Genomic DNA, 24,912 nt, shown 5'->3' on the forward strand with positions numbered 1-24,912 from the left:
ACTGGCGCCTCAAGGTCCTCCAAGATAGGCGCTTCGCTCGACGATTGCGAGCGAGACGCAAGCGTTGGCGCTGCCAGCCTCCGCGGGCTGACGCCTCGCGGCTCGGGGGGATGCGAAGCGCTTGCGAGACCGGGTTACTGTTGGCTCGCCGTCGGCGACTCGTCGGCGCCCTCGCCGAACACTGTGTGCATCACGTTGCGCGTCCCCAGGGTGCGGGGGCTCGCCAGCAGTTCGCCGGCCGCGAAGCCGGCGGCTTCGCCCAGGTGGCGAGCCCATGAGTCGACGCGGCTGAAGATGTGCTGCTTCTCCGGCGGGAACTGGCTTGCGTAGCAGCGGATCGCGGCCAGCTTCTTGGCGAGCGTCGCGCTCACGTCGCTCACGAAGTGCCCCGCGTACGCCGGGGGCGTGAGATCGTAGAACGCCAGCGTGTAGTACAGTTGGGCGCCGATTCGATGGGGCGCCAGTCCCGCGAAGTGCTCGTCCCACTTCGTCAGCCGGGCGTAGAAGACCGCCGCGTCGGTGATCTGCATTGCCTGCCAGTGGTCGGGCGACGCCAGCGGCGTCTTCTCGGCCAAGCCCAGAACCAGTTGCGGGCGGTAGCGTCGCAGCTCGGTCGCCAGAGCAATGCGGGCCTCGAACGAGTCAAACAGCCGTCGGTTGGGCAGATCGAGCGTCACCCGCTTGTGGATGCCAAGCGCCTCGGCCGCGCGGGTCGCCTCGGCGAGTCGCTGGTCGGGCCCCGACGACGCAGGCGTCGGTTCTCCGTCGGTCAGGTCGACGATCCCCACCCGATAGCCCTGCTCGACCAGCCGGGCGAGGGTCCCCCCGCAGCCGATCTCGACGTCGTCGGGATGGGCGCCGACGGCGATGACGTCGAGTTGGTCAACAGCAGAAGCAGTCATGGCGCCGGGATGCGAGGAGCGAGGCTCACAAGTGCAGCATCGCCGCTCACACGCCGGCTTGCAAGGCGGCCAGCACGCGGTCGGTGATCGTACGAACGAGTTGGTCCTCGTCGACGCCGCCGCCGCCCGGGGCAGGGGAGGAGCCCGCAGGCGAGCCGTTCCAGTCCGGGGCGCCGAACGCCCCCGACTTCACCCCTGCGTCGTTCCACGAACTGCGGAAGACGTCGTTCGCACAGATGTCGCAGTTCTTGAACCCCTCCTCATGCCGGGGATCGGTGAAGCCCCACTGTTTCTTAAGGTCCAGCAGCTCTTGGCTCTTCTCGTGGCTCAGGTACTCGACCCGGCCGATTTGCTTCGAGAGGAGCAGAATCCGGCAGTAGGAGTCGAGGATCTCGGTCCACCAGTACGCCCGCTCGACGTTCTCGCCGTAGCTGACCGTGCCGTGGTTGGCCAGCACGATGACGTTCGTCCGGTCGACGAACGGCAGGATCGTCTCGGCGAACGCCTTGCCGCCAGGGGTCTCGTACTTGGTGATCGGCACGTCGCCGAGGAACACTTCGACCTCGGGTAGGACGCACTGCGGGATCGCCTCGCGAGCCACCGCAAACGCGGTCGCGTGGGGCGGGTGGCAGTGGACGACGCTCTTCACGTCGGGCCGAGCCTTCATGATCTCCAGGTGCAACAGGGCTTCGCTGGACCGTTTCTTGCGCCCCGCGAGTTGGTTGCCCTTCATGTCGATCAGGCAAATGTCGTCCGGCTTGAGAAATCCCTTGCAGTGCATCGTGGGGGTGCACAGCACTTCGTTCTCGCCGACGCGATAGGTGATGTTGCCGTCGTTGGCGGCTGCGAACCCGCGCTTATATATGCGGTCGCCGATCTCGCAGATTTCCTGCTTCATCCGATGAAGATTGACCATGTCGTTCTCAGGGGGGAGCAAAGTTGAGGGTGATTGATTCAGGGCGTCCGCTGCGGAAAGTCCCAGCAAACCCGTCGCTAGTCGCCAATCGCCGCAGCGCCTGCGGCGTGCAAATGTACTTTGTCGAGGATCGCCGCGCAGTAGGCGTCGATCGGTTTCAATTCGGGTCGAAACGGTTGTGCGGCTTCGGCGCCCTCGCTGACGGCGACGCGATCCCCCTCGCCGCCGCCGTGGGGGTCCCAGGCGACAAGCGTCTCGCCCCGGCCGGGGCCTCCCGCGGCGAGATCCGCCAGCGAGAGCGGGGCGACCAGCCGCAGCCGCGCCCCAGCCAGCGTAGGATGCTGCCGGGCCAGGGTCACTGTGCCGACGATTTCGCCGATTCGCATGGTCAGTCCTCCCGCACCAGGGTGACGCCGTGGTCCTTGAGCAAGTCGCGAGCCGCGGGGGTCACGACCGCGCCCCGCATGACGCGCACCCGCGCAACGCCCCCCAGTCGCTGCGAGACGGTCGCCACGGTGACGACCCGCTCGGCGAGCACGAGCTCGCCCGCCGGCGCGGCGCCGTCGACGAGCCCCTGCTCGCGCAACCGTCGCACGACCTCGGCGACGATCCATTCAAGTTGTTCGGGGGAGAGTTGCACGACGGAATTCGGGTTGGGGCAGCGATCGGGCGCCTTGCCAGCGGGGCTTGCTCCCGCCGCTGGCCGGGCGCTCGATGGGAGATGCGTCAGCTCGGTGGCGGGTCGATGAGGGCCATCACGCTCCAGCGAACCGGGGTGTTGTCGCAGCCGAGGATCTCGCGGACGTAGGTCCCGTCGCTCGTGATCACGACTGCGTCGCCGATTCCCGCCCCGCAACGATCGACGGCCACTTGCGGCTCGCCGTCGGGGGTCCGCCCGTCGGCGGACAGCGGTTGAACCACCAGCAGCTTGCAGCCGTCGAGCGACGGATGCCGCAGCGTGGCGGTGGCGGCGCCGATGACGGAGGCGTAGTGCATGGGGCTGGAAATTGGCGAATGGCTATGCGATCAACAAACGAACGTCAGCATTCAACTGGTTCTTAATGGTTCCTATCGTTTGCCGAGAATGTGGAGGTCGTCGATCAGCGAGCAGCGGCGTTCCCGCGTAAAGGTCAGCGGGGTGGTGACCCCTTCTCCGGTCGGGGTGGCGATCGAGAACGACAGGTACCCCTCGCCCCCCAGGCCCAACCCCGCCATGGACGGGCCGTTCTTCACGAACAGCGTCGTGTCGAGCGCCCGGCCCATCTTGGTCATCGTGCGGACGTTGTTCGTGTGAATCATCGCCGTGTGGCGAAAACCGTGTTCGTAGTGCTTGGCCAGCGCGATCGCCTCGTCGACGTCGCGGCAACGCACAACCGGCACGAACGGCATCATTTGCTCGACGGGGACGAACGGGTTCGCATGGTCGGTCTCGCCGAACAGCAACTCCGTCTGCGGCGAAACTTCGATCCCCGCGGCCCGGGCGAGCACGGCCGCGTCTTGGCCGATGAACTCCTTCGCGGCGACGTCGTGCTTGTGGTCCCCTTCGCCGACCGTGGCGATCGCGGCGGCAGTCAGGCGATCGATTTGGCCGGCATTGAGCCGCACGGCGCCGGCCCGCTCCATGGCGGCCAGCAATCCGTCGCACGCCGCGGCGGTGCAGAACACCTCCTTTTCGGCGATGCACAGCAGATTGTTGTCGTACGCGGCGCCGCGGATGATGCTGCGGGCGGCGTTGTCGAGATCGGCCGTCTCGTCGACGACCACCGGCGGGTTGCCCGGCCCGGCGACGACCGCCCGCTTGCCGCTGTTCAGCGCCGCCCGAGCGACCGCGGGCCCGCCGGTGACGCAGATCAGCGCGATTTCCCGATGCTTGAACAGCGCATTGGCCGTCTCAAGCGTCGGCTCGGCGAGCACGCAGACGAGGTTGTCGATCCCCAGGTCGCGGTGGATCGCCTCGTTGAACCGCCGCACCCCCTCGGCCGCCACGAGTTTGCCGCTGGGATGCGGGTTGACGACCAGCGTGTTCCCCCCGGCGATCATGCTCACCGCGTTGCCGGTGATCGTCGGGAGCGAGTGAGTCACCGGCGTGATTGCCCCGATGACGCCGAACGGAGCGTGCTCGATGACGGTCAACCCGTTGTCGCCGCTGAAGCATTGCTGCTCGATGAACTCGACCCCGGGGGTCCGCTCGCCGAGGGTCTTGAGCTTCTCGATCTTGTGGGCGAGCCGACCGACCTTGGTCTCGTTCATTTCCATCGTGCCGAGCTCGACGCATTGGTCGATCGAGATGCGGCGGATGTGGTCGATGATCCGCTTGCGATCCTCGATGGGCCGCAGCGACAGTTGCTCGAACGCCTCGGTCGCCGCGGCGACCGCCTCGTCGGGACAGGTGAACACGCCGTGCCGGCCGGCGTAGTTTTTTGCGAACCCAGTCGGGGTGTGAAAGATCGCCAGGCCTGGGGCGCGGGCGCCGTGGGGCGGGGAACTCGCGGTCGCCGGCCCCGGCTTCGCGACGCCGTTGGTCGCGGGCCTCGCGCCCGGCTTGATCTCGGCGAGCACTTGGCGAACGACGTCGCTGATCAGAGATTCGCTAATGGCCATCGGGTTGCTCGTACGTTGCGGTGCGATCGCCGTGCCGCGCGCCGGCGGCCAACGGTGGCCGGTGCGTCGAATCACGGCGGCGGGAGCGGCGATCATGGTCGGGCGAATGAAAGGGGACGGGATTCGTCGTCTTGAGATGTTGAATTGACTGGCGATTCACGAGCGAGCCGCGTGCGAGCCGACTCCGCCCTCTTCACGGCGAGGCGTCAGGAGTTCTTGTCGAACACGCACGTTCCCTCCGCGTCGACGCGATCGACGATGCCGATCACCACCGTGTCGATCGGCAATTCCTTCGTCTCGGGCGTGTAACGGGCGCTGGAGCCCTGGGTGATCAGCACCATCTCGCCCACTCCGGCCCCCAGGGCGTCGACCGCCACGAACGATCGGCCGGTCGTCACGAGCCGGTCGCGCTTGTCGGCGTCGAGTCGGTACGGTTCGACGATCAGCAGTTTCTGCCCGATCATGTTGTCGATCTTCTGCGTCGCGACGATGGAGCCGGTGACTTTGGCGAGAAACATGGTCTTGCTCGTTGAGGAAGGAGCCCGCGAACAGCGCGAATGTCGCGAGGGGAGGACGATCGGCGGGGCGTAACGGCCAGGGATAGTGAGCTGAAAAAGACGCTAGTCAACCGAGAGCGTTCACAATCGCCGATCGCCGGCGCTTGCCAGACACTCCGCCGTCTGTCGGGCGACGACGATCTCCTCGTTCGTCGGGACGACCCAAATCTGCGTGCGGCTGCCGGGGGCGTGAATGGCGCCCTCGCCGCGCAACTCCTTGTTCGCGGCGGCATCGAGCACGATTCCCAATTCCTCCAGCCCCGCGCACACCGCGGTGCGGATCTCAGGACGGTTCTCGCCGATCCCCGCGGTGAAGGCGATCGCATCGAGGCCCCCCAGTTCCACGAGGTAGGCGCCCAGGTAGTGCCGCACCGCCGAGGCGAATACGTCCAGCGCGAGCTGCGCCCGTTCGTCGCCGCGACCGGCCGCCTCGTACAAGTCCCGCACGTCGCCGCTTGTTCCGCTTAACCCCAGCAGTCCGCCCCGCTTGGCCATCTCGGCGAGCACCCCCTCGACCCCCAGCCCGGTCCGCTCGGCGAGCATCGGCAGCGAGTACGCGTCAAAGTCCCCCACGCGGTTGTTCTGGGGCAAGCCCGTCTGCGGGCTCATGCCCATGCTGGTCGCGGCGCTCACGCCGCCCCGACTGGCGCACACGCTGCTGGAGCCCCCGAGGTGGCACGTCGCCAGCCGCAGGTCGCTGCGCCCCGTGAGCTCGCGCATTCGCTGGGCGACGTACCGGTGACTGGCGCCGTGAAAACCCCAACGCTGCAATTGGTGCTTGTCGGCCCACTCGTACGGCACGGCGTAATGCCTGAGCCGCGCGGGGATCGTCGCGTGGAACCCGGTTTCAAACGCCGCCGCCAAGGGCAACTCCGGCATTCGCTCGCGCAGTTGTCGCATCGCCGCGATGTAGGGCGGGTTGTGAGCCGGGCAAATCGCGTTCATCTCGGCCATCGCGGCCAGCACGTCGTCGTCGACCCGCCGCACCCCGGTGACCCGGCCCCCGTGAACCGCCTTGAACCCGATCGCCGCCACGTCGCCGACCGTCCGCAGGCAGCCCTGCTCGGGGTCGGTCAGCCGCTCCAGGCACGCCGCGATCGCCGTCCCGTGGTCGGGCGCGGCGATCTCGAACTCCGTCCGCGCCCCCTGCGCCTCGACGAACGCCGCGCTCCGCGGGGCGCCGATTCGTTCCACCCCGCCGCGCGCAAGCTGCCGCTCGTCCGCCATGTCGAACAGGCGGAACTTGAAGCTGGTCGAGCCCAAGTTGGCGACGAGGATGATCATGGGGCCCAGGGGGCTGTTAGCCGTAGCTCCAATCTGCGGACAAGCGGTTCGACGGCCTCTCGCTCTACTTCAAAAACGCGGCGACGATGCCGTCCGAGGGGCGCGGAATGACATGGCTGGCGATCAGGTGCCCGGCCGCCGAGGCTGCCGCGGCGCCCGCTTCGACCGCGGCCCGGACGCTCCCCACGTCGCCGCTGACGACGGCGGTGCAGTAGGCGCCCCCCAGGTCGATGCGTTTTTCGATCTTCACGTTCGCGGCCTTCGCCATCGCGTCGGTCGCCTCGATGAGCGGCACCAAGCCGCGGGTTTCAACAAGTCCGATTGCAGATTGCATCGTTGGTTCCTCAAGGAGAGGTCGGAGGTCAGGAAGATGTGGTCAGTGATCCGTTGTCAGTCGAAGCGACGGCGGCAAGCCGGCGGCGCTCGGGTTACTTTGCCGCCGGCTTTTTCTTCAGCACCACGTCGATGTCGTCGTGCGGGCGGGGAATGACCTGCACGCTGACGACTTCGCCGACGCGGCTGGCGGCGCTCGCGCCCGCGTCGGTCGCGGCCTTCACCGCGGCGACGTCGCCGGTGACGATCGCCGTGGCCAGACCGGAGCCGACCTTGTCCCACGAATGGAACTCGACGTTCGCCGCTTTGAGCATCGCGTCGGTCGCCTCGACCAGGGCGATAAAGCCCTTTGTCTCGATCATGCCGATCGCTTCATTCGCTTTTGCCATTGTTGAACCTCGGAGAAAGGGGGGAACTGTGATGGGTGACTGGTGAAAGGGGACAAGGGCGGGAGCTGCCGATGATCAAACGTCGCCGCCGCAGGGAGTAAGATTGATCCGAACCGCGAGGCGTAAGCCCGTCCCGAGCCGCGAGGCGTAAGCCCGCGGAGCAAACGGCTCTCCCCTCAATGCCCCGCACACTTGCAAGCCTCCTGCTTCAGCAACTCGACCTTCGTCGCGTGATCGAGATCGGCCGCGTTGCCTTCGTCGGTGTCGATGTGGACCTCCAACTTGCTCGTCGCGTCGGCCCGCACCAGCAGGTCTTCGAGCACCGTCGTGCAGGCGCCGGCGATCTTGAGCTTCATCCGATCGCCGTTCTTGACGCCGTAGCGCTCCGCGTCGCGGAGGCTCATGTGGACGTGCCGTTCGGCGCGAATGACCCCTTCCTTGAGCTCGACCACTCCCGCCGGCCCGACCAAAACGCACCCGGGCGTGCCGGCGATCTTGCCGCTGGCCCGCACGGGCAGCTCGATTCCCAGCGAGATCCCGTCGGTGAACGCCAACTCGACTTGACTGTGATCGCGGGTCGGCCCCAGCACGCGCACGCTGGGCAGCATTCGCCGTCGCGGGCCGACGACCATCACGGTCTGCTCGGCGGCGTAGAACCCGTCCTGGTACAGATTCTTCTCCGGTTTGAGCTGCGTCCCGGGACCGAACAGCTTTTCGACATGCTCCTGCGTCAGATGAACGTGCCGGGCCGAGATGCTCACCACCAGTTCCGACGCCCCGGCCGCGGGCGTGGCTTTCCCGTCGGTCGGCAGGTGAAACGACGCATAACCGTCGCGGCTTGCCGCAGCGTGCTGACGCACGACGCGGCGGACGATTTCTTCGACACGGTTGCGATCAAGCGGCGGGGCTGTGCTCATGGCGCCAAACATCAGGGGTGTCGCTTTCCGGGGCGGATCTTGGGGCCCGACAACGCGGCCGCGACGTCGCGGATCGCCGGGGCGATCGTCGTCTCGACCCTCGCGTCCGCCAGGCGGCGACGCCAAGCGGGCGACAGTTCGTCGTCGACCACGATCCGGTGAATCGCCGGCAGCTCGCAAACGAACGCCAAGCTCTGATGGCCGAACTTCGTGCTGTCGATGACCGCCATCACTTCTTCCGCGGCGGCCAGCATCGCCTGCTCGGCTGCGGCAGTTTGCAGATTGCTGTTGAACAGTCCGCGCTCGTTGACCCCCGCGGCGCTGATAATGGCCCGCCGCACGTGGAGCGAGCGAATCATCGCCTCGGCGTGCGGTCCTTGCACCGTTCCCGAGCGACCGTGGACGTAGCCGCCGATGACGATCAGGTCGGCGCCCGCGGTCGAGCTGAACAGGTTGGCCACCGGCAACGAGTTGGTGACGACCTGCAGCGGCCGGCCGACCAACAGCCGAGCGAGCTCGTAGGTCGTACTTCCCCCGTCCAAGAGCACGGTGTCGTTGTCTTCAATCAACTCCGCGGCAGTCCGGGCGATGGCCCGCTTCTTGTCCCATTGGGCGCTCTGACGCTGTTCGAAGTGGGGCAGATTGGGCGACGGCCCGGTGTAAAATGCCCCGCCGTGGGTCCGCTGCGTCGCTCCCTCGCGTTCCAGGTGGGCCAAGTCACGGCGAATCGTCGATTCCGACACGTCGAGCGCCTTGGCCAGGTCCGGCAGGGGCGCAAACCCTTGCCGGCGGACCAGTTCGATCAGCTGTGTGCGGCGAAATTCTGCGGACATCGCGGCAGAAACGAGAGGAGGAGTTGGCAGACTCCATCATGATTAGGAGCCGTCGTGATGCAAATAATATCCGATCTGATCATAAATGAGCATAAGTAATCTTATTGATGATAGCTAATGGTCATTTGCGTCAGAACGCGTCAAAAGACCAATGGCTATCTGGTCGTAACATGTTGATTAACAACACGTTGCAGTCCATTAGGACAGGCCACGGCGGGCAATTCACGCCGGGCCATGACGGCTCTGCCCCAGAGATCGCGAGACCGCGGGCGGCAATGACCAGCGGGCCGGCCGCCGTCACTCCGCCGGCGACTGCTCGCCTCGGCGCCCGGTCCCGCGCAGCGTGACGCGACGACCTTCGAGCTGCACCCGCCCCGCGGCCAGCAGCCGCAGGACGTGGGGGTAGGCTTCCTTCTCGGTCTCGAACACCCGCGCGGCCAGCGAGTCGGGCGTGTCGTCGTCGAACACCGGCACCGGTTGTTGCCAGATGATCGGCCCGCGGTCGTACTCGTTGTCGACGAAGTGGACCGTCGCCCCGGTCACCTTGGCGCCGGACTCGAGCACCGCCTCGTGGACCCGCTGGCCGTACATTCCGTGGCCGCAGAAGGCCGGGATGAGCGAGGGATGGATGTTGATCACCCGGCCCGCGAAGTCGTCCGGCACGGGGGCCAGCTTCAAGAAGCCCGCCATGACGACGTAGTCGACCCCCGCCTCGCGGCAGGCCGCGAAGATTGCTTCTCCGAATGCTTGGTCATCGGCGAACTTGCTCCGCACGAACACGGCGGTCGGTACGCCGGCGTCGCGGGCGAACTGCAGGCCCCCCGCCTTCGCACTGCTGGACACGACCAGCCGCACGTCGATCGGCAACTCCCCCGTCGCGGCCAACTCGAGCAGGTTCTTGAGCGTCCGCCCCCCGCCGGAAATCAGGACGGCGATCTTTAACGGCTTGGCGCCCGGGCGGTTCACGGCGCCACCTTCACAAAGAGAGTTGCGTCAGCGTCCCCGACTTTGGCAGCGGTCGGTTGAGCGCCCGCGACCGACCCTGACCCGATCGACTGTGCGAGCGTCTCGGCGGCGATAAACGATCCGAATTGCTTGACGGCGTTTGCAAGGTCGGCCGACTCCGTGACGACGCCGACCTCGATGCGGTCGGTGAACTCGCAACCGATCTCCTTGCGCCGATCCTGAATCGCCCGCACCAGATCGCGGGCCAACCCCTCGGCAATCAATTCGGGCGTCAACTCCGTCGCCAGCACGACGACGACCCCTTTGTCGTTCGCCGCAGTCCAGCCTTCGCGGGCCGTGATGCGGATCTCGACCTCCTCGCCGGTGAGTTCGACCTCCTGGCCGTCGATCGAAAGATTGATTTTGCCGTTGTCCCGGATGTTCGCCAGCAGTTCGCTGCCGCTTTGTCGGGCCAGCGCGCCCTTCACCTTCGGCATCAGTTTGCCGAGCTTCGGCCCCAGCAGTTTGAAGTTGGGGAGCACCTCGTGCTGGACGTATTTCTCCGGCTTGTCGCTGTACTCGACCCCCTTCACGTTCAGTTCGTCCGCGATCACCGCGGCATGCTCTTCCAGCCACGCTTGATGCGTCGCGTCGGCCAGGATCACCTCGACCCGCGCCAGCGGTTGCCGCACCTTCAGGTTCGCGCTCGTTCGGGCCTGCCGCCCCAGCGAGGCGATATGTCGCACCATGTTCATCCGCTCCGACAGCTGCTCGTCGATCGCCGCCGCGTCGCCGGTCGGATAGTCGCACAGGTGGACGCTCTCGACGACGCGATGCGCGCTGTGCGGCGCAAACGGCTCGACGACCAGATTCTGCCATAACGTTTCCGCCAAAAACGGCGTGAACGGCGCGATCAGCTTGGCCGTCGTCACGAGGCACTCGTACAACGTCCAGTACGCGTCCCGCTTGCCGACGTCGGCCGGGTCCTTGGCCCAGAACCGATCGCGACTGCGGCGGACGTACCAGTTCGACAGCGCGTCGACGAACTCCGTCAAGCGACCGCACGCGGCGAAGTTGTCATAGGCGTCCATCCGCTCGACGACCGCCGCGGCCGTGCGATGCAACTCGCTCACGATCCAGCGATCAAGCTCGTTCCGCTCGGCAAGCGGGCGATACGAAGGCGCCTGCGCCAGTTCCGTCGCGGCGAGCTGCAACGCTCCCGCCGCCGGCCGCGAACCGCCGGCCGCCAATTCCTGCTCCGGCTGAAACTCGTCGATGTTCGCGTAGATCGTGAAGAACGAAAACACGTTCCACAGCCGCAGCAGGAACTCGGGGACGCTGTCCTTGATCGCCTGCTCGCTGTAGCGGATCGACGTCCACGGCGGTTGGTTGGCGAAAAAGTACCAGCGCAGCGCGTCGGCGCCGTAGCGGTCGAAGATCTCGCTCGGCTCGCGGTAGTTCCGCTTGCTTTTGCTCATCTTCTGCCCGTCTTCGCCGAGCATGAGCCCCAGCACGATGCAGTTCTTGAACGGGTGAGGGTAGGGGGGCGCGTCGGCGGCGTTTGCTTGCGCCTCGCCGCTCGCGCCTCGCACATCGTCCCCGAACATCATCGTGCTGATCGCCAACTGCGAGTAAAACCACCCGCGGGTCTGGTCGATCGCCTCGCTGATGAAGTCGGCGGGGAATTGGTCGCGGAAGCGTTGCGCCGGACTCCGGGAGCTGACGCCTCCCGGCTCGGAGGAAGCTCGCAGCGAGCTCGCCTCGCCCCCGAGCCCCTCCCCGTCAGGGGTTGGGGAGAGCGCCGCGTCGTCGCCCCGGTAGCCCCACTGCGCAAACGGCATCGCGCCGCTGTCGTACCAGCAGTCGATCACCTCGCTCACCCGCCGCATCCGCGCGCCCGGCGCAAACGGGCTGTCGTACGTCACCTCGTCGATGTACGGCTTGTGGACGCGCAGGTCCTCGGGCAACTCGGGGTTCGTTTCTTTGGCTCGATCGAACGCCTCGGTCCCCGCGACCCCCGGCTTGGCAAGTAGCTCGTCGTACCCGCCGATCGCCTCCATTTGGCCCGTCTCGTCGCAGACCCAAATCGGCAGCGGCGTGCCCCAGAACCGCTCGCGGCTCAGGGCCCAGTCGACGTTCGATTCGAGGAACTTGCCGAACCGCCCGTCCTTGATGTGCTCGGGGAGCCAATTGATTTGGGAGTTGTTCTGGAGCATCGCGTCGCGAAACGCGGTGGTGCGAATAAACCAGCTCTCCCGCGGATACTGGATCAGCGGATCCTCCTCGGCCCGCCAGCAGAATGGGTAGTCGTGGAGGTATTGCTCCTGGTGAAAGAGCAGCCCGCGCGACTTGAGATCGCGGATTATGTCCTTGTCACAGTCCTTCACCCAGCGCCCGCGAACGAACTCGGGAGCCTCGTCCGTGAACTTGCCGTCAGGTCCGACGCAGTTGAGGAGAGGCAGGCTCTGCGAACCGCGACCTTCTCGTTCTCTTTGAAGAACCAAATGATCGTCTTCACCGAACGCAGGCGCGATGTGAACGATTCCGGTCCCTGAGTCTGCAGTCACAAACTCGGCGGAAATCACGCGCCAAGCCTTCGGCTGCTTAGAAGAAACTTCGCGGAGCACGTCATTATCAAGCTGGTGGCTCTGCACGTCAAATTTGTCCACTCCGAGTTCATCGTAGTAATTCGGATAGGGAGGTCGATATAAAGATCCCACTAACGTCGTACCATCGACAATCTTCACGACCTGCAGATCTTTTTTCGAGCTCGCCGCCAGTCGTTCAACTGCGTCATGAGCGACATAAAACTGTTCGCCAGACGTGCCCTCTCTCACTAAGGCGTATCGTAAGACAGGGTAGATCGCAGCAAATTGATTGCTCGGTAGCGTCCAAGGCGTCGTCGTCCACACGAGCAGCGATGAGTCAGTGACGTTCCCGTCATCATCCAACAGCGGAAACTTCACATACACGCTCGGGTCCGCCACCTGCCGGTAGCCTTGGCCGACCTCGCCGCTGGAAAGCGCCGTCCCGCCTTGCGCCCACCACCAGACGATCTTGTGCCCCTGGTACAACAGCTCGCGGTCGAACAGGCTTTTGAGGCTCCACCAGACGCTTTCGACGTAGCTCTTGTGGTACGTGACGTAGGCGTTCTTGAGGTCGACCCAAAAGCCGAGCCGTTCGGTCAGCCGCTCCCACTCTGCCATGTACCGCCAGACGCTTTGCTGGCAGCGGTGGATGAACGGCTCGACGCCGTACGCCTCGATCTCCTCCTTGGCGTGGATCCCCAGTTCCTTGCAAACCTCGACCTCGACCGGCAACCCGTGGGTGTCCCAGCCCGCTTTTCGTTCGCACAGGTAACCGCGCATCGTCTTGTAGCGCGGGAACAGGTCCTTGATCGCCCGGGTCAGGCAGTGGCCCGGGTGGGGCATGCCGTTGGCGGTCGGCGGGCCTTCGTAGAACACGAACGGCGGCGCGTCCGCGCGGGCGGCGAGCGTCTTGTGATACGTCTCCTGCTCACGCCACAGCCGCAGCACGGCCTGTTCGCGTTCGGGAAACGACTGCGAGTTGTCGAGCGAAGGAAACATGGCGGCCGCGGAGCGTAAGTCAAAGACAAAGGTCGGACGTCAATCCGGTTCGTTCGGTTCGTTCAGTTCGCCAGCGCTCAAGACCCCCTCCGCAATCGGCGCCAGCCGCGACCTCCCAGGTCGCCGGCGGTCCTGCCGCAAAGGCTCGCCCTAAGCGCAAGCAGCCAGCGTAAAGGGGGAAGGCGGAACGGGGAAGGCGGACCCGAGCGTCCGACCTCAGTTCCCGGCCGCGCCGATTTCGTCCGCCAACTCCTCCGCCTCGTGCAGCATCGCGTCCACCCGCCGGCGTGCGGCAAGGTAGTACGCCGCCCCGACCGCGGCCATGCCGTAGGTCATCGCCCGGTAGGTGACGGCGACCATGAACCCCTCGCCCGGCGAACCGGCGACGATGGCGAACAACTGCGAAAACGCCGTCTCGAACGTCCCCAGGCCGCTGGGGGTCAGCGGGATCGCCCCGGCCACAAGACTCATCGGCGCCACCAACAGCATCTCGGCCGCCGTCGGCTTGGCGACCGGCAGACCCCGGCAAATCAGCCAGAATGCGCTCACCAGCAGCAGGTGCGTCGCGCAGGCGATCCCCAGCGCCCCGAACAGGTACGCCCGGCGGTCGCGGTAGACTCCGACCGCGTCGACCAGCCGCTCGAGCGTCGCCCCGACCAGCGGCAGCCGACCCGCCAGCCCCCTCATCCCCGGCCCTGCGGCCCAGGGGGTCATCACAAAGACCAGTCCCACGGTCCCCACGGCCAGCGACGCGGCGACGGCTCGGGTGAGCCCCAGCAGAATCGGGCTCTCGGCCGCGACGTCGCGGGCCACGAGCACCGCCCCGCTGGCGACCAGCAGCATTGCGTACAGCCCGACCACCCGGTCGACGATGACCGTGGCGACCGCCTCGGTGCGGCGTCCCGGCTGCTCGCGGGCGACGAACATTGCCTTGAACAGGTCCCCCCCGACGCTCCCCAGCGAGATTTGGTTGAGCAAGAATCCCAGCGACCCGAGCCGAAAGCCGTCGCGCAGCGAAAACGGCAGATGCAGCGCCCGGACCAACAAGGTCCACCGGGCGAAACTGGCCGAGAAGGCCAGAACGATGCACGCCTGAGCCGTGGCGAGCGGACCCCACCGCTTCGGCTCGGCCAGCAACCGGGCGAACGCCTCGTCCCCCCACAGCCGGTAGACCAAGGCTGCGAGAATCCCCCCGGCGAGCGCGAGCTTGGCGGCTGCGACGAGCAGGCGACGGCGATGGGCTTGGGGATTCATGCGGCGTGTCGCGGGGCGTCCGGCGGTGGGGCTTTGGGTCTTCTTGCTGTGGTCTGTGCCTGATGCGGCGCTGGCAAATCCAAGTGCTCGATGCGATCCGAGGCGTTCGTTATCAGCCGTCGAACTGATCTGATCGCACGCCGCGTTGACAGCCACGGGCGAGGGTGATAGTTTTCATGGTTCAACGGCCTTGCCGCTAGTGCAATTGTGCGACGCAAGTCCGTTTCCCGCGGGGGATTAGCTCAGCTGGGAGAGCGTTTGGCTGGCAGCCAAAAGGTCAGCGGTTCGAGCCCGCTATCCTCCACTTCCCGCCTCGATTTCGAGATCGGCGACACCAAGCCTCGCCGATCAGCGCCGTCGCGCCCCACCCGCCAGGATTCCGCTCCGGGTCGGTCGTGCGCCGTCAGGAAGTCTTTCGCCGGCCCTGCCGGGGGGCGCCGCGAGCGTCCGCCCCCCCTCAGGTCGCCGTTGCGGCGACCGGGCTTCCCGCTCGAATGTCCTCGGCCGCCCGCAGTCGCGAAGCACGCTCGGTTTATGTCGTCCGTCGTCGACCAGCCGCAGCCCGAGCAACTCGCCAGCGGTCCGGCCGTCGTCCTGGCGCCGCGAGAAGGCCCCCTGGCCGTGCTGCGGCTGAGCGTCGCCCGCCGGATGGCCACTGCGTGGTTTCTGAACCATTTCGCCCTGGGGGCGTGGTTCGTCACGATCGGCAGCTACATCAAGGCCAACACCGACCGCGAAGGCGCGGGGATTTTCTCCGACGGCTTCATGGGGACCGCCACCATGGCGGCGCCGATCGGAGCCATGGTGGCGCCGTTTCTCACCGGCGTCCTGGCCGACCGGTTTTTCGCCACCGAGCGGCTGATGATGCTGCTCCACTTGGTCGCGGCGGCGATGCTGTGGCTGGGAAGCGCGGCGACGACCCAGCAGGGGTTCTTTCTGGCGATCATCGCATTTTTCCTGTGCTACGTGCCGACGATGTCGCTCATGGCGGCGATGTCGATGCACCATTTGCCCAACCCAGCCCGGCAATACTCGGTGGTACGCGGCTGCGGCACGATCGGCTGGATCGCGGCCGGGGTCGTCGTCGGCACGCTGTGCCCCGCGATCTTGGGGGGCTCGATCGAACGCACGACGTTGCCGATGAAGCTGGGGGCGGTGGCTGAGCTGTTGGGGGCCTGTTATTGCTTCGCCCTTCCTTCGACCCCGCCGAGTCGGGCGCTGCGAAATCTCACCCCCGGCAAGCTCGCCCAACCCGAGTCGGGGAAGTTGTTTCGCAACGGGTCGTTCTTGTGCGTCCTGGCCGTGGCGTTCCTGACGATCATCCCCTCGCAGGCCTACTACGGGTATCTGAACGCATTTATGAACTGGCGGGGGGCTCCGCACGCGGCGACGCGGATGACCCTGGGGCAGGTCACCGAAGTGGCCTGTATGCTGCTGTTGCCCGTAATTCTCATGCGGATCGGCCTGCGGGCGGCGGTGCTCGTGGGGGCCGTCGCTTGGGTGGTGCGGTACGGCCTGTTGGCGCTCGCGGCCGCGACGGGAGGGCAAGCGTGGGCGATCTACTTGGCGATCGCCCTGCATGGAATCGCTTTCACCTTCGTCTCGATTTCCCTGCAGTTGGAGGTGGAATCGCTCGTCGACAAACGGCGGCGGGGGACGGCCCAGGGCCTGTTGTCGGTCGCGTCGCAGGGGATCGGCTGTTTGGCCGGGGCGTGGTTGGCCGCAACGGCCGAGACGGTCTGGCTCCCCGGCGGGCTCGGCGAAACGACGGCGGGGGGCTGGGCTAGGTTCTGGCTTGGGCCGTTCGTGCTGGGGGTGATCGCCTTGCTAGCGGCCGCAGCGTTGTTGCCGACGCCCGGAGGCGAACAAGCGCCAGGGGATTTGACCCCGGCGGAGCCCAGCGGGCCTCCCTCCAGCGTGTCGCATGACGAGACGTAATGTCTTGGTAAATATAGGGATATGGCGTTTCTGTCGCTGTTAATGCGGCGCGGATCGGCCCGAAAGCGGGCCCAATCCCCCTAATCGGAAAAATGTCCCCGAATGACAGCATTTTTTCATTGCCTCAGTGTTCCCCGCATGTACAATCGACACCATGAGTGCGGAAGGAATCTGCGCCGATGCCGCAAGGTGAATTCGTTCGCGGCCCACTCGTCCCAAGAGCTCACATTCTTCTAAGACGACACGGAGTCAGGATCTAATGAGTCACAACATCTCGAAGCATTTCCTTAGCCGGGCGCTGGCGTGCGCTTTGGCAGTTGCCCTCGCCGCAACTCAGGCCGTCGCTGGTACGGTCTCTTTCTCGAACATCCTTCAATCGACGCAGACCCCCGGCGATCCGCCGAATCTCTACGGTCCTGCGGACACGTCGACCCCGAATCAGTTGTTGTTCCCCGCTCCGGCTGCGTTCAGCGCGACGGCGATCGGACCCGGCGGGGCCGACATCACGGACGGCCTGCTGACCTTCACGGTGTCGGTCAACGATCCGCTGACCGGAATCACCGGTCTCAACTTCTTCGAGGACGGGACTTGGGCCCTGCTGGAGTCCGTCCCGGGCTTCGCCGGATTGGGCACCAACGTTCGCAACGCCATCGCCGGGTTCGTCACGGTGACCAGCGTCAACGGCGTGGCGGTCGGCGGACCGACGATTCCGTTCTCCGGAGCCAATGTCTCGTTCAACGCTGTGGCGGATCTGCCGCCTGGGTCGGGCTTCTGGAACAACGGCGCCGGCGTCGGCTTGGGCGCAATCCCGGGCCTCGTCACCTCGATCGACGTGGCGATCAACAACCGCTTGGTCGCCTTCTCCGAAGGGGGCCCCAACGGAACCTCGATCTCGTTCATCGACAAGAAGCGGATCACCATCCGCATCGACACCGAGATGATTCCCGAGCCGAGCAGCATCGCCTTGCTCGTGACCGCTTTGGGCGGACTGGGCGTCGTCGCTGGGCGTCGTCGCTAGTCGATCCGGTCGCTCTCTCGGACGGGAGCGACTTCATAAGAGTGTGAGCCAAGCGGCCCCCTCGAAAGAGGCGGGCCGCTTTTTTTTGCGCGGTTGAATCGTACCCAGCGAAGCACGATTCCGGCCGCCAGTTGGAGCCGGCCCGCACGTGTTGTTGGGAGAAGCCCTAACTTGTCGCCGGCCCCGCAGCGTCTGCGCGGAGCATCTGCAGGTGCGGTTCGGCAATGACGTGAAACGGCGAGGCCACGCTTTGCCACGTCTCGCCCCGCTGCTCGATGCGGTCGTCCGCCAAGGGCCCCAGGCGGTTGTTGATCAGCCCCAGATAGCTGATCCGTTCGGGCGCCAGCCCGATGATCCGCGCCGCGGTGGCATCGACCGCAGGCAAGTTGGCGCCAACCAGCAGCAGACCCATCGGCTTCATGGTTCCCAGGATCGGGCCGTCCCCTTCCATGCACTCGATCGCATCGACAATCGCCAACGCCCGCGGCAGGAGACAGTTGACGTCGGCGACGGTCTCGGGAATGCCGTTGTGGTGGAGCACGTTCTTCGGCCAGCCGTACTTGATGCCGGGCAGCACGCCGTAGAAGTTCTTCATCGCGCACGTGAGCCCGACCCAATGGTGAGTCTTGAGCTTCGGCATCGAGACGACGACGTCGGCCTCGACGACGCTCTGCGGCAAGTGCAATCCGCGGAGACTGCTGAAGCGACTGCGATTGGCTCGCCAAGCCGTTGGTTGGTAGTTGAGGTCCGCGAACGCCAGCCCGCCGTCGCGCAGGGCCTCGCCGACGCCGGATTCCGCGAGGGCCATGTCGGTGTCGCGGACGTGGCCCGGCGCCTCGCCCACGGTGACCGAGGCGCCCCAGCGCCGAAACGCCTCGGCCGCGGCCACGATGACCGCCGGATGGGTCGTCATATGGGGGACGAGTCGCGAAGGCTCGACCAAGTTGGGCTTCAGGAGAACCTTCAGGCCGCGAAACTCAGCGGGCTTGGCGCCGCATGCGACCAGTCCGTCGGCGATGGCGTCGGCCAGCGGGCCGTCGTAACGCTGCCCGCGGGCGACGAACACGGGGGTTCGCCGTCGATAGCGATTGCCGACGGCAACCAACCCCGCGAGCCCGGCAGCCGCGGCGCCGGCGACGATTGCTTCGCGTCGACTCAGGCCGCGGCGACGCTCCTCCTCCCGACGCCGATCGTGCTGGTGCTTCATGATGCCGCCTTTAGTTCCTCGCGCGCGTCGACGGCGGCGGTCGGTTTGCTCTTCCCGTTCTTCGCGCGGTCGCGGCACAATTCGGCGAAGCGCTCGGCCGCAGGGAGGCGGGCGAGCGAGGTCAGCGCCAAAGCGTGAATCGACGGCCCCCCGGCGACGCTGGCGGCGCCGACGGCAAGCGCGGCGTCAATCAACTGCTCGGCATTCGCGGGGCGCCGCTCCCAAGCGGTCAGCCCCAAGAGGGCATAGGCCAGCGAGACGGGGCTTTGCGCTTGTTGCACCTCGGCGTCGAGATAGCTCAGCGTTCGCTCGATGGGGGGGGACTCGTCGGGGGACGAGCTCGTGTTAGCCGCCGCCAGGGTGAACGCGGCGAGCCCGCTCGGTTCGAGATGCGGCAGCAAGGTTTGTCCCAGGACCGTCGTGTTCCCGAAATTGGCCCCCCCCTCCGACAACAGGCGATCGGCGACCAGCCGCAGACCCTCGCGAACTCGCGGATGGTCGCCGTGTCCGGCGGCGCACAAGGCAAGAACGAACAGGCAGGTCGGCTCCAGCCACGAGTGGGTGTCGGCCGCCCACGACCAGCCGACGAGCATCGTGTCGTGGCCGACGTTCGGATCCCTCGCGGCGGTCTTGCCGCGGTCTTGCAGGGCCCAGGTCGCGGCTCGCTCGATCGCCGCGGCGTATCGGGGGGATCGGCCGAGGGCATCGACCGCCAGCCACGCGAGCATCGCCAGCGCCGTGCACCACCGGGGCTCGTCGTCCTCGGCCGAGACGCCGACGGCGCCCGACTTCTGCTGCAACCTGGCGAGCCAGTCGGCGGCGTTCGCGGCCGCGTCGATGCGCCCATGTCCTGCCAGCGAGATTGCGGTCCATGCGGCCGGCTCGGCGGCCGAGGGTTGGCCGGGGCGATAGCTCCACGTCGTCGCCGCCGCCAGCGCAGCAAGCGCCGCGCTGTTCGAAGCCGGCGCGGCGGCTGCGTCGGGCTGGTCGTCGAGGGAGAGCGAGTCGGGGGGCATGCCGATTGAGACTGCGAATCCTTCGCGGGAAGACCTTCGGCTCCGCCAGGAGGGTCGACGACGACGCATCCTGGTTGCCATTCCGCCATGCATGCGAGCAGGCGCCGTTGCGTTGCTGCAACAACGCGTCGCGGCGGCGGCGACTGGGTCGATTGTATCGGCTTGCCAGGGAGAAAGTAGGCGAGTTTCACGCCCCCCGTTTTGACATCAGGGGAAGCTGACATAGGTTTCAGGTGGAGTCGGAGACAGCATGTCGACGGCTTCGGGCGACGCTAGCAGGCGTTGCCGGCGAGGGGTTCTCTTCTGATTTCGGCCGTCGCGAATGCGGGTTTTCCCGCCGCGAGGGCGTCCCCAGGACGGGGGCGAGATCGAGAGGGCCGCCGCCACGTTGAGCCTGCTGCGTCCTCATCCTCGATAAGGGCAACCTGCCGGCCGCCAGGCCGACGGGGCGCAAAGCCATGGGGGCGCCGGCCGCGAACGCGGTCGGCGAGAAGCCCGGCTGCCGAAGGGATGCAGCGTCCACGGACGCAGCGGCTGGAATGGAAACACGCGAGAGTGAGACGCGTCCTTTTTTACTAATCATGAGGCCGACGCGATCGTCAGTTTGCAGGCTCGCTCCCTTGGACAGGAGCGACGATCGTCAGGTCGCAAGCGGGAGTCTGAACCAACACTTGCTCCCGACAACCAAAGTGGGCGTCGCGTTCCGCCGCTGGAACCGACCCCGAGCGGAGGATCCTATGAAGTTGTTTGCTCAGAAGGTACAGCGTTTCCTCGTCTCGGAAGACGGCCCGACCGCCGTCGAGTACGCCGTGATGCTGGCGTTGATCGTGATCGTGTGCTTGACCGCGATTCGTTCGATCGGCAACAACGCCAATGCGACGTTCGAAAGCGTCGCCGGACAGCTCGGCAGCTAGTCGCTGCGTCGTCGACGCCCGTTCTTGGATGTCTAGGGTATGACATACGACCTCTCGGGGGAGGGATTCCCCCGAGAGGTTTTTTCATGCGCATGATTTTGCCGGACAGCGACGCAACCGGGGGAGTTTCCCGGGCTGGAGCAGTCGCGCCGATTGCGCGGGGGGGCGAGAGTTTGCATGTGACGACCGCTAAGCCGACACGCTTCGGATCGGCGAGCTAAGGTTGTGGTGTCCGGTCGTGGGGGCGCCGCGCGGGCGGAGCGTCTCCGCGCCGCTGTGCCTCGCGTATCAGGGGGAACCGTGCCATGCTCAATCTCATGCCTGAAGAATTGTTCACGGCGACGTGCCAACTGGTCTGCTTCGGCTGCGTCATGGTGACCGCCGTGGCCACGTTCTTTTGGACGCCGCGTTGGTAGTCGCCGCGCACGGGGCGACATTACGACTCATTGCTCACTGGTTTGCGCATTAGGGACCTCCGACATGGGTGCTTCGCAAGGATTTCTCGCTCAACTGGCCGAAACTTGGCCGGCCTGGGTCGTGACGATCACGCTGGTCGTGGCCGCGGTCATCGACGGGCTGCAGTTGAAGGTCCCCAACTGGATTACGTTTCCGATGATCATCAGCGGCTGGGTCTACAGCGCCGTGCTGTCCCCCTACGCCGGCTGGGAAGGACTGTGGCTGAGCCTGATCGGCACGGCCGTCGGACTGGCCCTGCTGTTGCCCGCTTACGCGATCGGCGGCATGGGGGCGGGGGACGTCAAGCTGCTGGCCGGGGTCGGCGCCTGGATGTGGGGGACGATCACGTTTTACGCCTTTGCGGTGTCGGCGCTGGTGGGCGGGGTCATCGCGGTGGGGATGGTCCTCTACAAGCGATCGTGGAACAAGCACCGCGACCAGTTCTTTTCAATTCTCAACGAGATCGCCACGGTCAAAGACCCCGAACAGCTGGCAGCGATCGCCGCCGAGCGCAAGCCGCGGATGTTTCTGTTGCCGTACGGGATTCCGATCGCGATTGGCTCGATCGCCTACTTCGCCTGGACGGGGATGCTGAGCTAGCGGGGCGTTGGGCGTCGCTCGCTAGGGCCGTGTTCGGCTAGCCGGCGGGCGCCAGCAGCGACGAAACCCCGTTTGTTTCATCTTCGACTGATCCGATTATTCGGCTGATGCCGAAGAAACCGACGAGCGCGGGGAGGATCGCCTCCTCGGGCTCGCCGTACGCGGACTGCGACGACGTGTCGCGACGCGTTCGGGCGCCGGCAAGGTCCGTGCGGCTGCGACTCGTCGCCCGGCAACCCGGGCGATCAACCGACCAATTTGAACCGCGACCTTGCACCAGGGGGGTGTCATGCGTCCGAAGTCTCTCGTATTGCTTGCGCTTGCGCTGGGCTGCGGGCTGATCGCCTCGATCGGCATCAGCCAGGTGCTCGATAACAACAGCAAGCCTGCGCGCGTCGAGACCGCGCCGATCTACGTCGCCCAGCAGAACATCAACGTCAACGATCCGATCACGGACGCGATGGTGGTGCTCGAGGAATGGCCCAAGGACAAGGTGCCGCCCGGGGCGATCGTCAAGTGGGAGGACATCGAGGACCGCCGCCCGCGGACCAACATCTACCAGGGCGAGCCGCTGTTGAACTCGAAACTGCTCGCCAAGGGGCAGATCAGCGACCCGACGCAGGGGGTCCCCGACGGCATGCGACTCAAAACGATGTCGGTCGACGCCACAAAGAGCGCCGCCGGCTTGCTGAGCCCCGGCGACCGAGTCGACGTGCAGATCTTCGTCGCGCGGAACGAACAGCAGGGGATCGAGAAGCCGTTCACCAAGATCTTCCTGCAGAACATCCGCGTCTACGCTGTCGACCAGACCATCGACCGCAGCATGGACGGCAACGAGGCCCGCAACGTGGCCAAGACGGTGTCGCTGATCGTCACCCCGTCGCAGGCCAATCGGATCACGCTGGCCGAGAACTTGGGGACGATCACGCTGATCCCCCGCAATCCGGACGACGAGGCTGAGGTCGACGATTATGAGCAGGACATCGAATCGCTGCTGAACCCCAGCACGGCGAACTCGCGGAGCCGGGAAAGCTTGACCAAGGCGGATCGCCCCGGGGACGAGCAGTCCGGCCCTGGCGCCATGGAATCGCTCAAGGCCTTCATGGAAGCGGCCATGGCGCAGAACTCCGCCCGGCAAGCTGCGCCGGGGCTCCAGCCCGGCAGGCCGTTCCAGATGACGATCATTTACCCGGACGAGGTCGAGCGGTTGCAGTTCTCCGACGGGCAATTGCTCGTTCCGGCGGCCCCGAGCCAGGCGGGCGGCGCGCCGTTCGTGTCGCCGGCGCCGCAGGAGCCTGCGGCGCCGCAGGGCGCCGACGGCGACGGAGGCACGCTGCAACTGCCGCCCGATTTCCCGATCGACTTGCAGGTGAAGTAACCCAGGACGCGCGAGTCGCACGTCGGGCGACAAGGACGTTGCCGCGGCGAGCACTGACTAACGATCCAGCGACGTCGGTCGCCATGATCCAGCGAAGGAAGTACAAGGATGTACCGATTGCTCACCCCGCACCGCAGCCGCTTCGGCCGGCGCGCCGCCCTGGTCGCGATGCTGACTTCGATCTTCTCGGGGCCGGGCGCTTCGTCCGCCCCCGCGGCGACCGGCGAGTCGGTCATCCGGCAAGTGACCCAGGCGAACGAGCGCCTGGAGATGACCGTCAACACCAGCCAGATTCTGACGCTCGGGACCCGCATCCCGCGGATGGTGGTCAACAATCCGGAATTGGTGACGGTGACCCCGATCAGCGAGTCGCAGGTCCAGGTGGCCGCCCGCAAGCCGGGCGTTACGCAGATCAACTTGTGGGACGAGAACGACCAAGTCTACACGATCGACCTGGCGATCTTCGGCGACGTCCGCGAACTCGAAATGCAGCTCAAGCGGATGTACCCCGGGTCGTCGCTGCGGCTCGTGAAACTGGCGAACAGCCTTGTGCTGGAAGGACAGGTCGATCGGCCGGAGATCATCACGACGATCCGCGAGCTGGCTCAGGATTACGCCCCGAAAGTGGTCAACGACATCACCGTCGGCGGCGTCCAGCAGGTCGTGCTCAAGGTGAAGGTCATGGAGGTCTCGCGGACCAAGCTGCGGCGGATGGGGACCGACTTTGCGATCTTCGGCCCCAACGGCTTCGTGGGCTCCAGCGTCTCGGGGATCATCGCGTCGATCAACGCCGGCACGCAGACTGCCGGCACGGGGATCAACACGGTGGCGTTCGGCGTGACCAACGGCAACACGAAGTTCCTCGGCTTCCTCGATTGGCTTGAGCAAAACAACGTCTCCAAGGTGCTCGCCGAGCCGACGCTCACGACCCTCAGCGGTCGGCCGGCCATGTTCAACGCCGGCGGCGAGTTGCCGATCCTCGTCCCTTCAGGCCTGGGGCAGACGACGATCGAGTACAAACCCTTCGGCACGCAGGTCGACTTCCTGCCAATCGTGCTCGGCGACGGCAACATCCGCCTGGAAGTTCGTCCCCGCGTGAGCGAGATCGACGACACCCGGAGCGTGACCGTCAACGGCTTCACCGTCCCCGCGCTCAAGGTGCGCATGGTCGAGACGGCCGTAGAAATGAAGGCCGGACAGACGCTGGCCCTCGCCGGGCTGATTCAGGAGCGGGTCGAAGGCCAAAGCCGGTCGTTGCCGTTCATCGGCGACCTGCCGGTCGTGGGTTTGCCGTTTCGCAAGGTGCAGGAACAGGTCAACGAGATCGAACTGTTGATCTTGGTGACGCCCGACTACGCCGGCGCGCTCGACCCGTACGAAGTGCCGCCTTGCGGTCCCGGGATGGAGACGATGTCGCCCAGTCACAGCGACCTGTATTGCAAGGCGCACCTCGAAGTGCCGTCGTGCGGCCCCTGCGGCGCGGGGGGAGCCTGCCAGGGCGGGGGGTGCGCTCCCGGCTCGGTCGGCGGAGTTCAGATGCCCGCCGGGGCGGCGGTCATGGCGACCGACGACGGCGAGATCTACTCCAACGGTCCGATCTACTCTCCGGCTCCCGCGACGAGGTTCGTCCCGGCCGAGCCGCTCACGGTCCCCGAGCCGGCCGACGCCCGCGGGCTCGAAATGCCCGAGCCTTCGGCCGGCGTCCGCCCGGACAATCGGAACAATCCGACCGTCCGGTCCGCGACGACCGCGCGGTTGCGCCGCCCGACCGCGACGCCCGGTTTGATTGGTCCGGTGGGCTACGACGTGCAAAAGTAAGCTACGTTAGCACAAAGGGAAGTTCCCTGTGCGCGGCCGAGCCTTTGCG

At 66.3% G+C, this 24,912-nt stretch carries 23 protein-coding genes and 1 tRNA gene; 7 read left to right on the plus strand and 17 right to left on the minus strand.

Going from position 1 to position 24,912, the window contains the following annotated elements:
- Positions 1–134: 134 nt before the first annotated feature.
- From KF688_07145 to KF688_07215, 15 genes are all read right to left on the minus strand, one after another.
- Positions 135–902: a PIG-L family deacetylase gene (locus KF688_07145; protein MBX3425436.1), complete on the minus strand. Its 768-nt coding sequence runs from the start codon at positions 900–902 to the stop codon at positions 135–137.
- 46 nt (positions 903–948) lie between these two features.
- The gene (locus KF688_07150; GenBank protein ID MBX3425437.1) at positions 949–1,818 is read right to left on the minus strand and encodes a class II aldolase/adducin family protein; all 870 of its coding nucleotides are present in this window, start codon (positions 1,816–1,818) and stop codon (positions 949–951) included.
- A 77-nt stretch (positions 1,819–1,895) separates the two neighbouring features.
- Positions 1,896–2,204, minus strand: coding sequence for a EutN/CcmL family microcompartment protein (locus KF688_07155; GenBank protein MBX3425438.1), 309 nt, complete (start codon positions 2,202–2,204; stop codon positions 1,896–1,898).
- 2 nt (positions 2,205–2,206) lie between these two features.
- Positions 2,207–2,458 carry a hypothetical protein gene (locus tag KF688_07160; GenBank protein MBX3425439.1) on the minus strand — a complete coding sequence of 84 codons (252 nt, stop codon included), beginning with the start codon at positions 2,456–2,458 and terminating at the stop codon, positions 2,207–2,209.
- 86 nt (positions 2,459–2,544) lie between these two features.
- On the minus strand, positions 2,545–2,814 hold the full coding sequence (locus KF688_07165) for a EutN/CcmL family microcompartment protein (GenBank protein ID MBX3425440.1): 270 nt from the start codon (positions 2,812–2,814) through the stop codon (positions 2,545–2,547).
- Between the two features lie 72 nt (positions 2,815–2,886).
- The gene (locus KF688_07170; GenBank protein ID MBX3425441.1) at positions 2,887–4,398 is read right to left on the minus strand and encodes an aldehyde dehydrogenase EutE; all 1,512 of its coding nucleotides are present in this window, start codon (positions 4,396–4,398) and stop codon (positions 2,887–2,889) included.
- A gap of 227 nt (positions 4,399–4,625) precedes the next feature.
- Positions 4,626–4,937, minus strand: coding sequence for a EutN/CcmL family microcompartment protein (locus tag KF688_07175; GenBank protein ID MBX3425442.1), 312 nt, complete (start codon positions 4,935–4,937; stop codon positions 4,626–4,628).
- A gap of 120 nt (positions 4,938–5,057) precedes the next feature.
- Positions 5,058–6,260, minus strand: coding sequence for an acetate/propionate family kinase (locus KF688_07180; protein ID MBX3425443.1), 1,203 nt, complete (start codon positions 6,258–6,260; stop codon positions 5,058–5,060).
- A gap of 64 nt (positions 6,261–6,324) precedes the next feature.
- Positions 6,325–6,594, minus strand: a complete 270-nt coding sequence (locus KF688_07185) for a BMC domain-containing protein (GenBank protein MBX3425444.1) — start codon at positions 6,592–6,594, stop codon at positions 6,325–6,327.
- A 94-nt stretch (positions 6,595–6,688) separates the two neighbouring features.
- Positions 6,689–6,982: a BMC domain-containing protein gene (locus KF688_07190; protein MBX3425445.1), complete on the minus strand. Its 294-nt coding sequence runs from the start codon at positions 6,980–6,982 to the stop codon at positions 6,689–6,691.
- 176 nt (positions 6,983–7,158) lie between these two features.
- The gene (locus tag KF688_07195; protein ID MBX3425446.1) at positions 7,159–7,899 is read right to left on the minus strand and encodes a phosphate propanoyltransferase; all 741 of its coding nucleotides are present in this window, start codon (positions 7,897–7,899) and stop codon (positions 7,159–7,161) included.
- Between the two features lie 11 nt (positions 7,900–7,910).
- Positions 7,911–8,732 carry a DeoR/GlpR transcriptional regulator gene (locus KF688_07200; protein ID MBX3425447.1) on the minus strand — a complete coding sequence of 274 codons (822 nt, stop codon included), beginning with the start codon at positions 8,730–8,732 and terminating at the stop codon, positions 7,911–7,913.
- A 297-nt stretch (positions 8,733–9,029) separates the two neighbouring features.
- Entirely contained in the window at positions 9,030–9,698 is a 669-nt protein-coding gene (purN, locus tag KF688_07205) for a phosphoribosylglycinamide formyltransferase (protein MBX3425448.1), read from the minus strand.
- Complete coding sequence (gene ileS / locus KF688_07210) at positions 9,695–13,264, minus strand: isoleucine--tRNA ligase (protein ID MBX3425449.1); 3,570 nt, start codon at positions 13,262–13,264, stop codon at positions 9,695–9,697. The genes purN and ileS overlap by 4 nt, the downstream gene beginning before the upstream one ends.
- 216 nt (positions 13,265–13,480) lie before the next feature.
- Positions 13,481–14,518 (minus strand): flippase-like domain-containing protein, encoded by a 1,038-nt coding sequence (locus KF688_07215; protein MBX3425450.1) that lies wholly within the window; start codon positions 14,516–14,518, stop codon positions 13,481–13,483.
- Between the two features lie 231 nt (positions 14,519–14,749).
- Between KF688_07215 and KF688_07220 the strand changes: the two genes are divergently transcribed.
- The 3 genes from KF688_07220 to KF688_07230 all read left to right on the plus strand — a co-directional run bounded on the left by KF688_07220 (position 14,750) and on the right by KF688_07230 (position 17,474).
- Positions 14,750–14,822, plus strand: a tRNA-Ala gene (locus KF688_07220).
- A gap of 230 nt (positions 14,823–15,052) precedes the next feature.
- Positions 15,053–16,456, plus strand: a complete 1,404-nt coding sequence (locus tag KF688_07225; protein MBX3425451.1) for an MFS transporter — start codon at positions 15,053–15,055, stop codon at positions 16,454–16,456.
- Between the two features lie 259 nt (positions 16,457–16,715).
- Positions 16,716–17,474, plus strand: coding sequence for a PEP-CTERM sorting domain-containing protein (locus tag KF688_07230; GenBank protein MBX3425452.1), 759 nt, complete (start codon positions 16,716–16,718; stop codon positions 17,472–17,474).
- Between the two features lie 166 nt (positions 17,475–17,640).
- Here KF688_07230 and KF688_07235 read toward each other — a convergent pair whose 3' ends face one another.
- Both KF688_07235 and KF688_07240 read right to left on the minus strand, forming a co-directional pair.
- On the minus strand, positions 17,641–18,681 hold the full coding sequence (locus KF688_07235; GenBank protein ID MBX3425453.1) for a DUF362 domain-containing protein: 1,041 nt from the start codon (positions 18,679–18,681) through the stop codon (positions 17,641–17,643).
- Complete coding sequence (locus KF688_07240; protein ID MBX3425454.1) at positions 18,678–19,697, minus strand: hypothetical protein; 1,020 nt, start codon at positions 19,695–19,697, stop codon at positions 18,678–18,680. Before KF688_07240 ends, KF688_07235 begins: the two co-directional genes overlap by 4 nt.
- A gap of 737 nt (positions 19,698–20,434) precedes the next feature.
- On the opposite strand from KF688_07240, the gene KF688_07245 reads away from it, so the two are divergent.
- The 4 genes from KF688_07245 (at position 20,435) to KF688_07260 (ending at position 24,863) form a co-directional block, all read left to right on the plus strand.
- Complete coding sequence (locus KF688_07245; protein MBX3425455.1) at positions 20,435–20,611, plus strand: Flp family type IVb pilin; 177 nt, start codon at positions 20,435–20,437, stop codon at positions 20,609–20,611.
- Positions 20,612–21,091: 480 nt separating this feature from the next.
- Positions 21,092–21,667 (plus strand): prepilin peptidase, encoded by a 576-nt coding sequence (locus KF688_07250; GenBank protein ID MBX3425456.1) that lies wholly within the window; start codon positions 21,092–21,094, stop codon positions 21,665–21,667.
- 289 nt (positions 21,668–21,956) lie between these two features.
- Complete coding sequence (gene cpaB, locus KF688_07255) at positions 21,957–23,045, plus strand: Flp pilus assembly protein CpaB (protein MBX3425457.1); 1,089 nt, start codon at positions 21,957–21,959, stop codon at positions 23,043–23,045.
- Positions 23,046–23,153: 108 nt separating this feature from the next.
- Positions 23,154–24,863 carry a pilus assembly protein N-terminal domain-containing protein gene (locus tag KF688_07260; GenBank protein ID MBX3425458.1) on the plus strand — a complete coding sequence of 570 codons (1,710 nt, stop codon included), beginning with the start codon at positions 23,154–23,156 and terminating at the stop codon, positions 24,861–24,863.
- Positions 24,864–24,912 lie beyond the last annotated feature (49 nt).

Source organism: Pirellulales bacterium, from assembly GCA_019636345.1.
Classification (GTDB): Bacteria; Planctomycetota; Planctomycetia; order Pirellulales; family Lacipirellulaceae.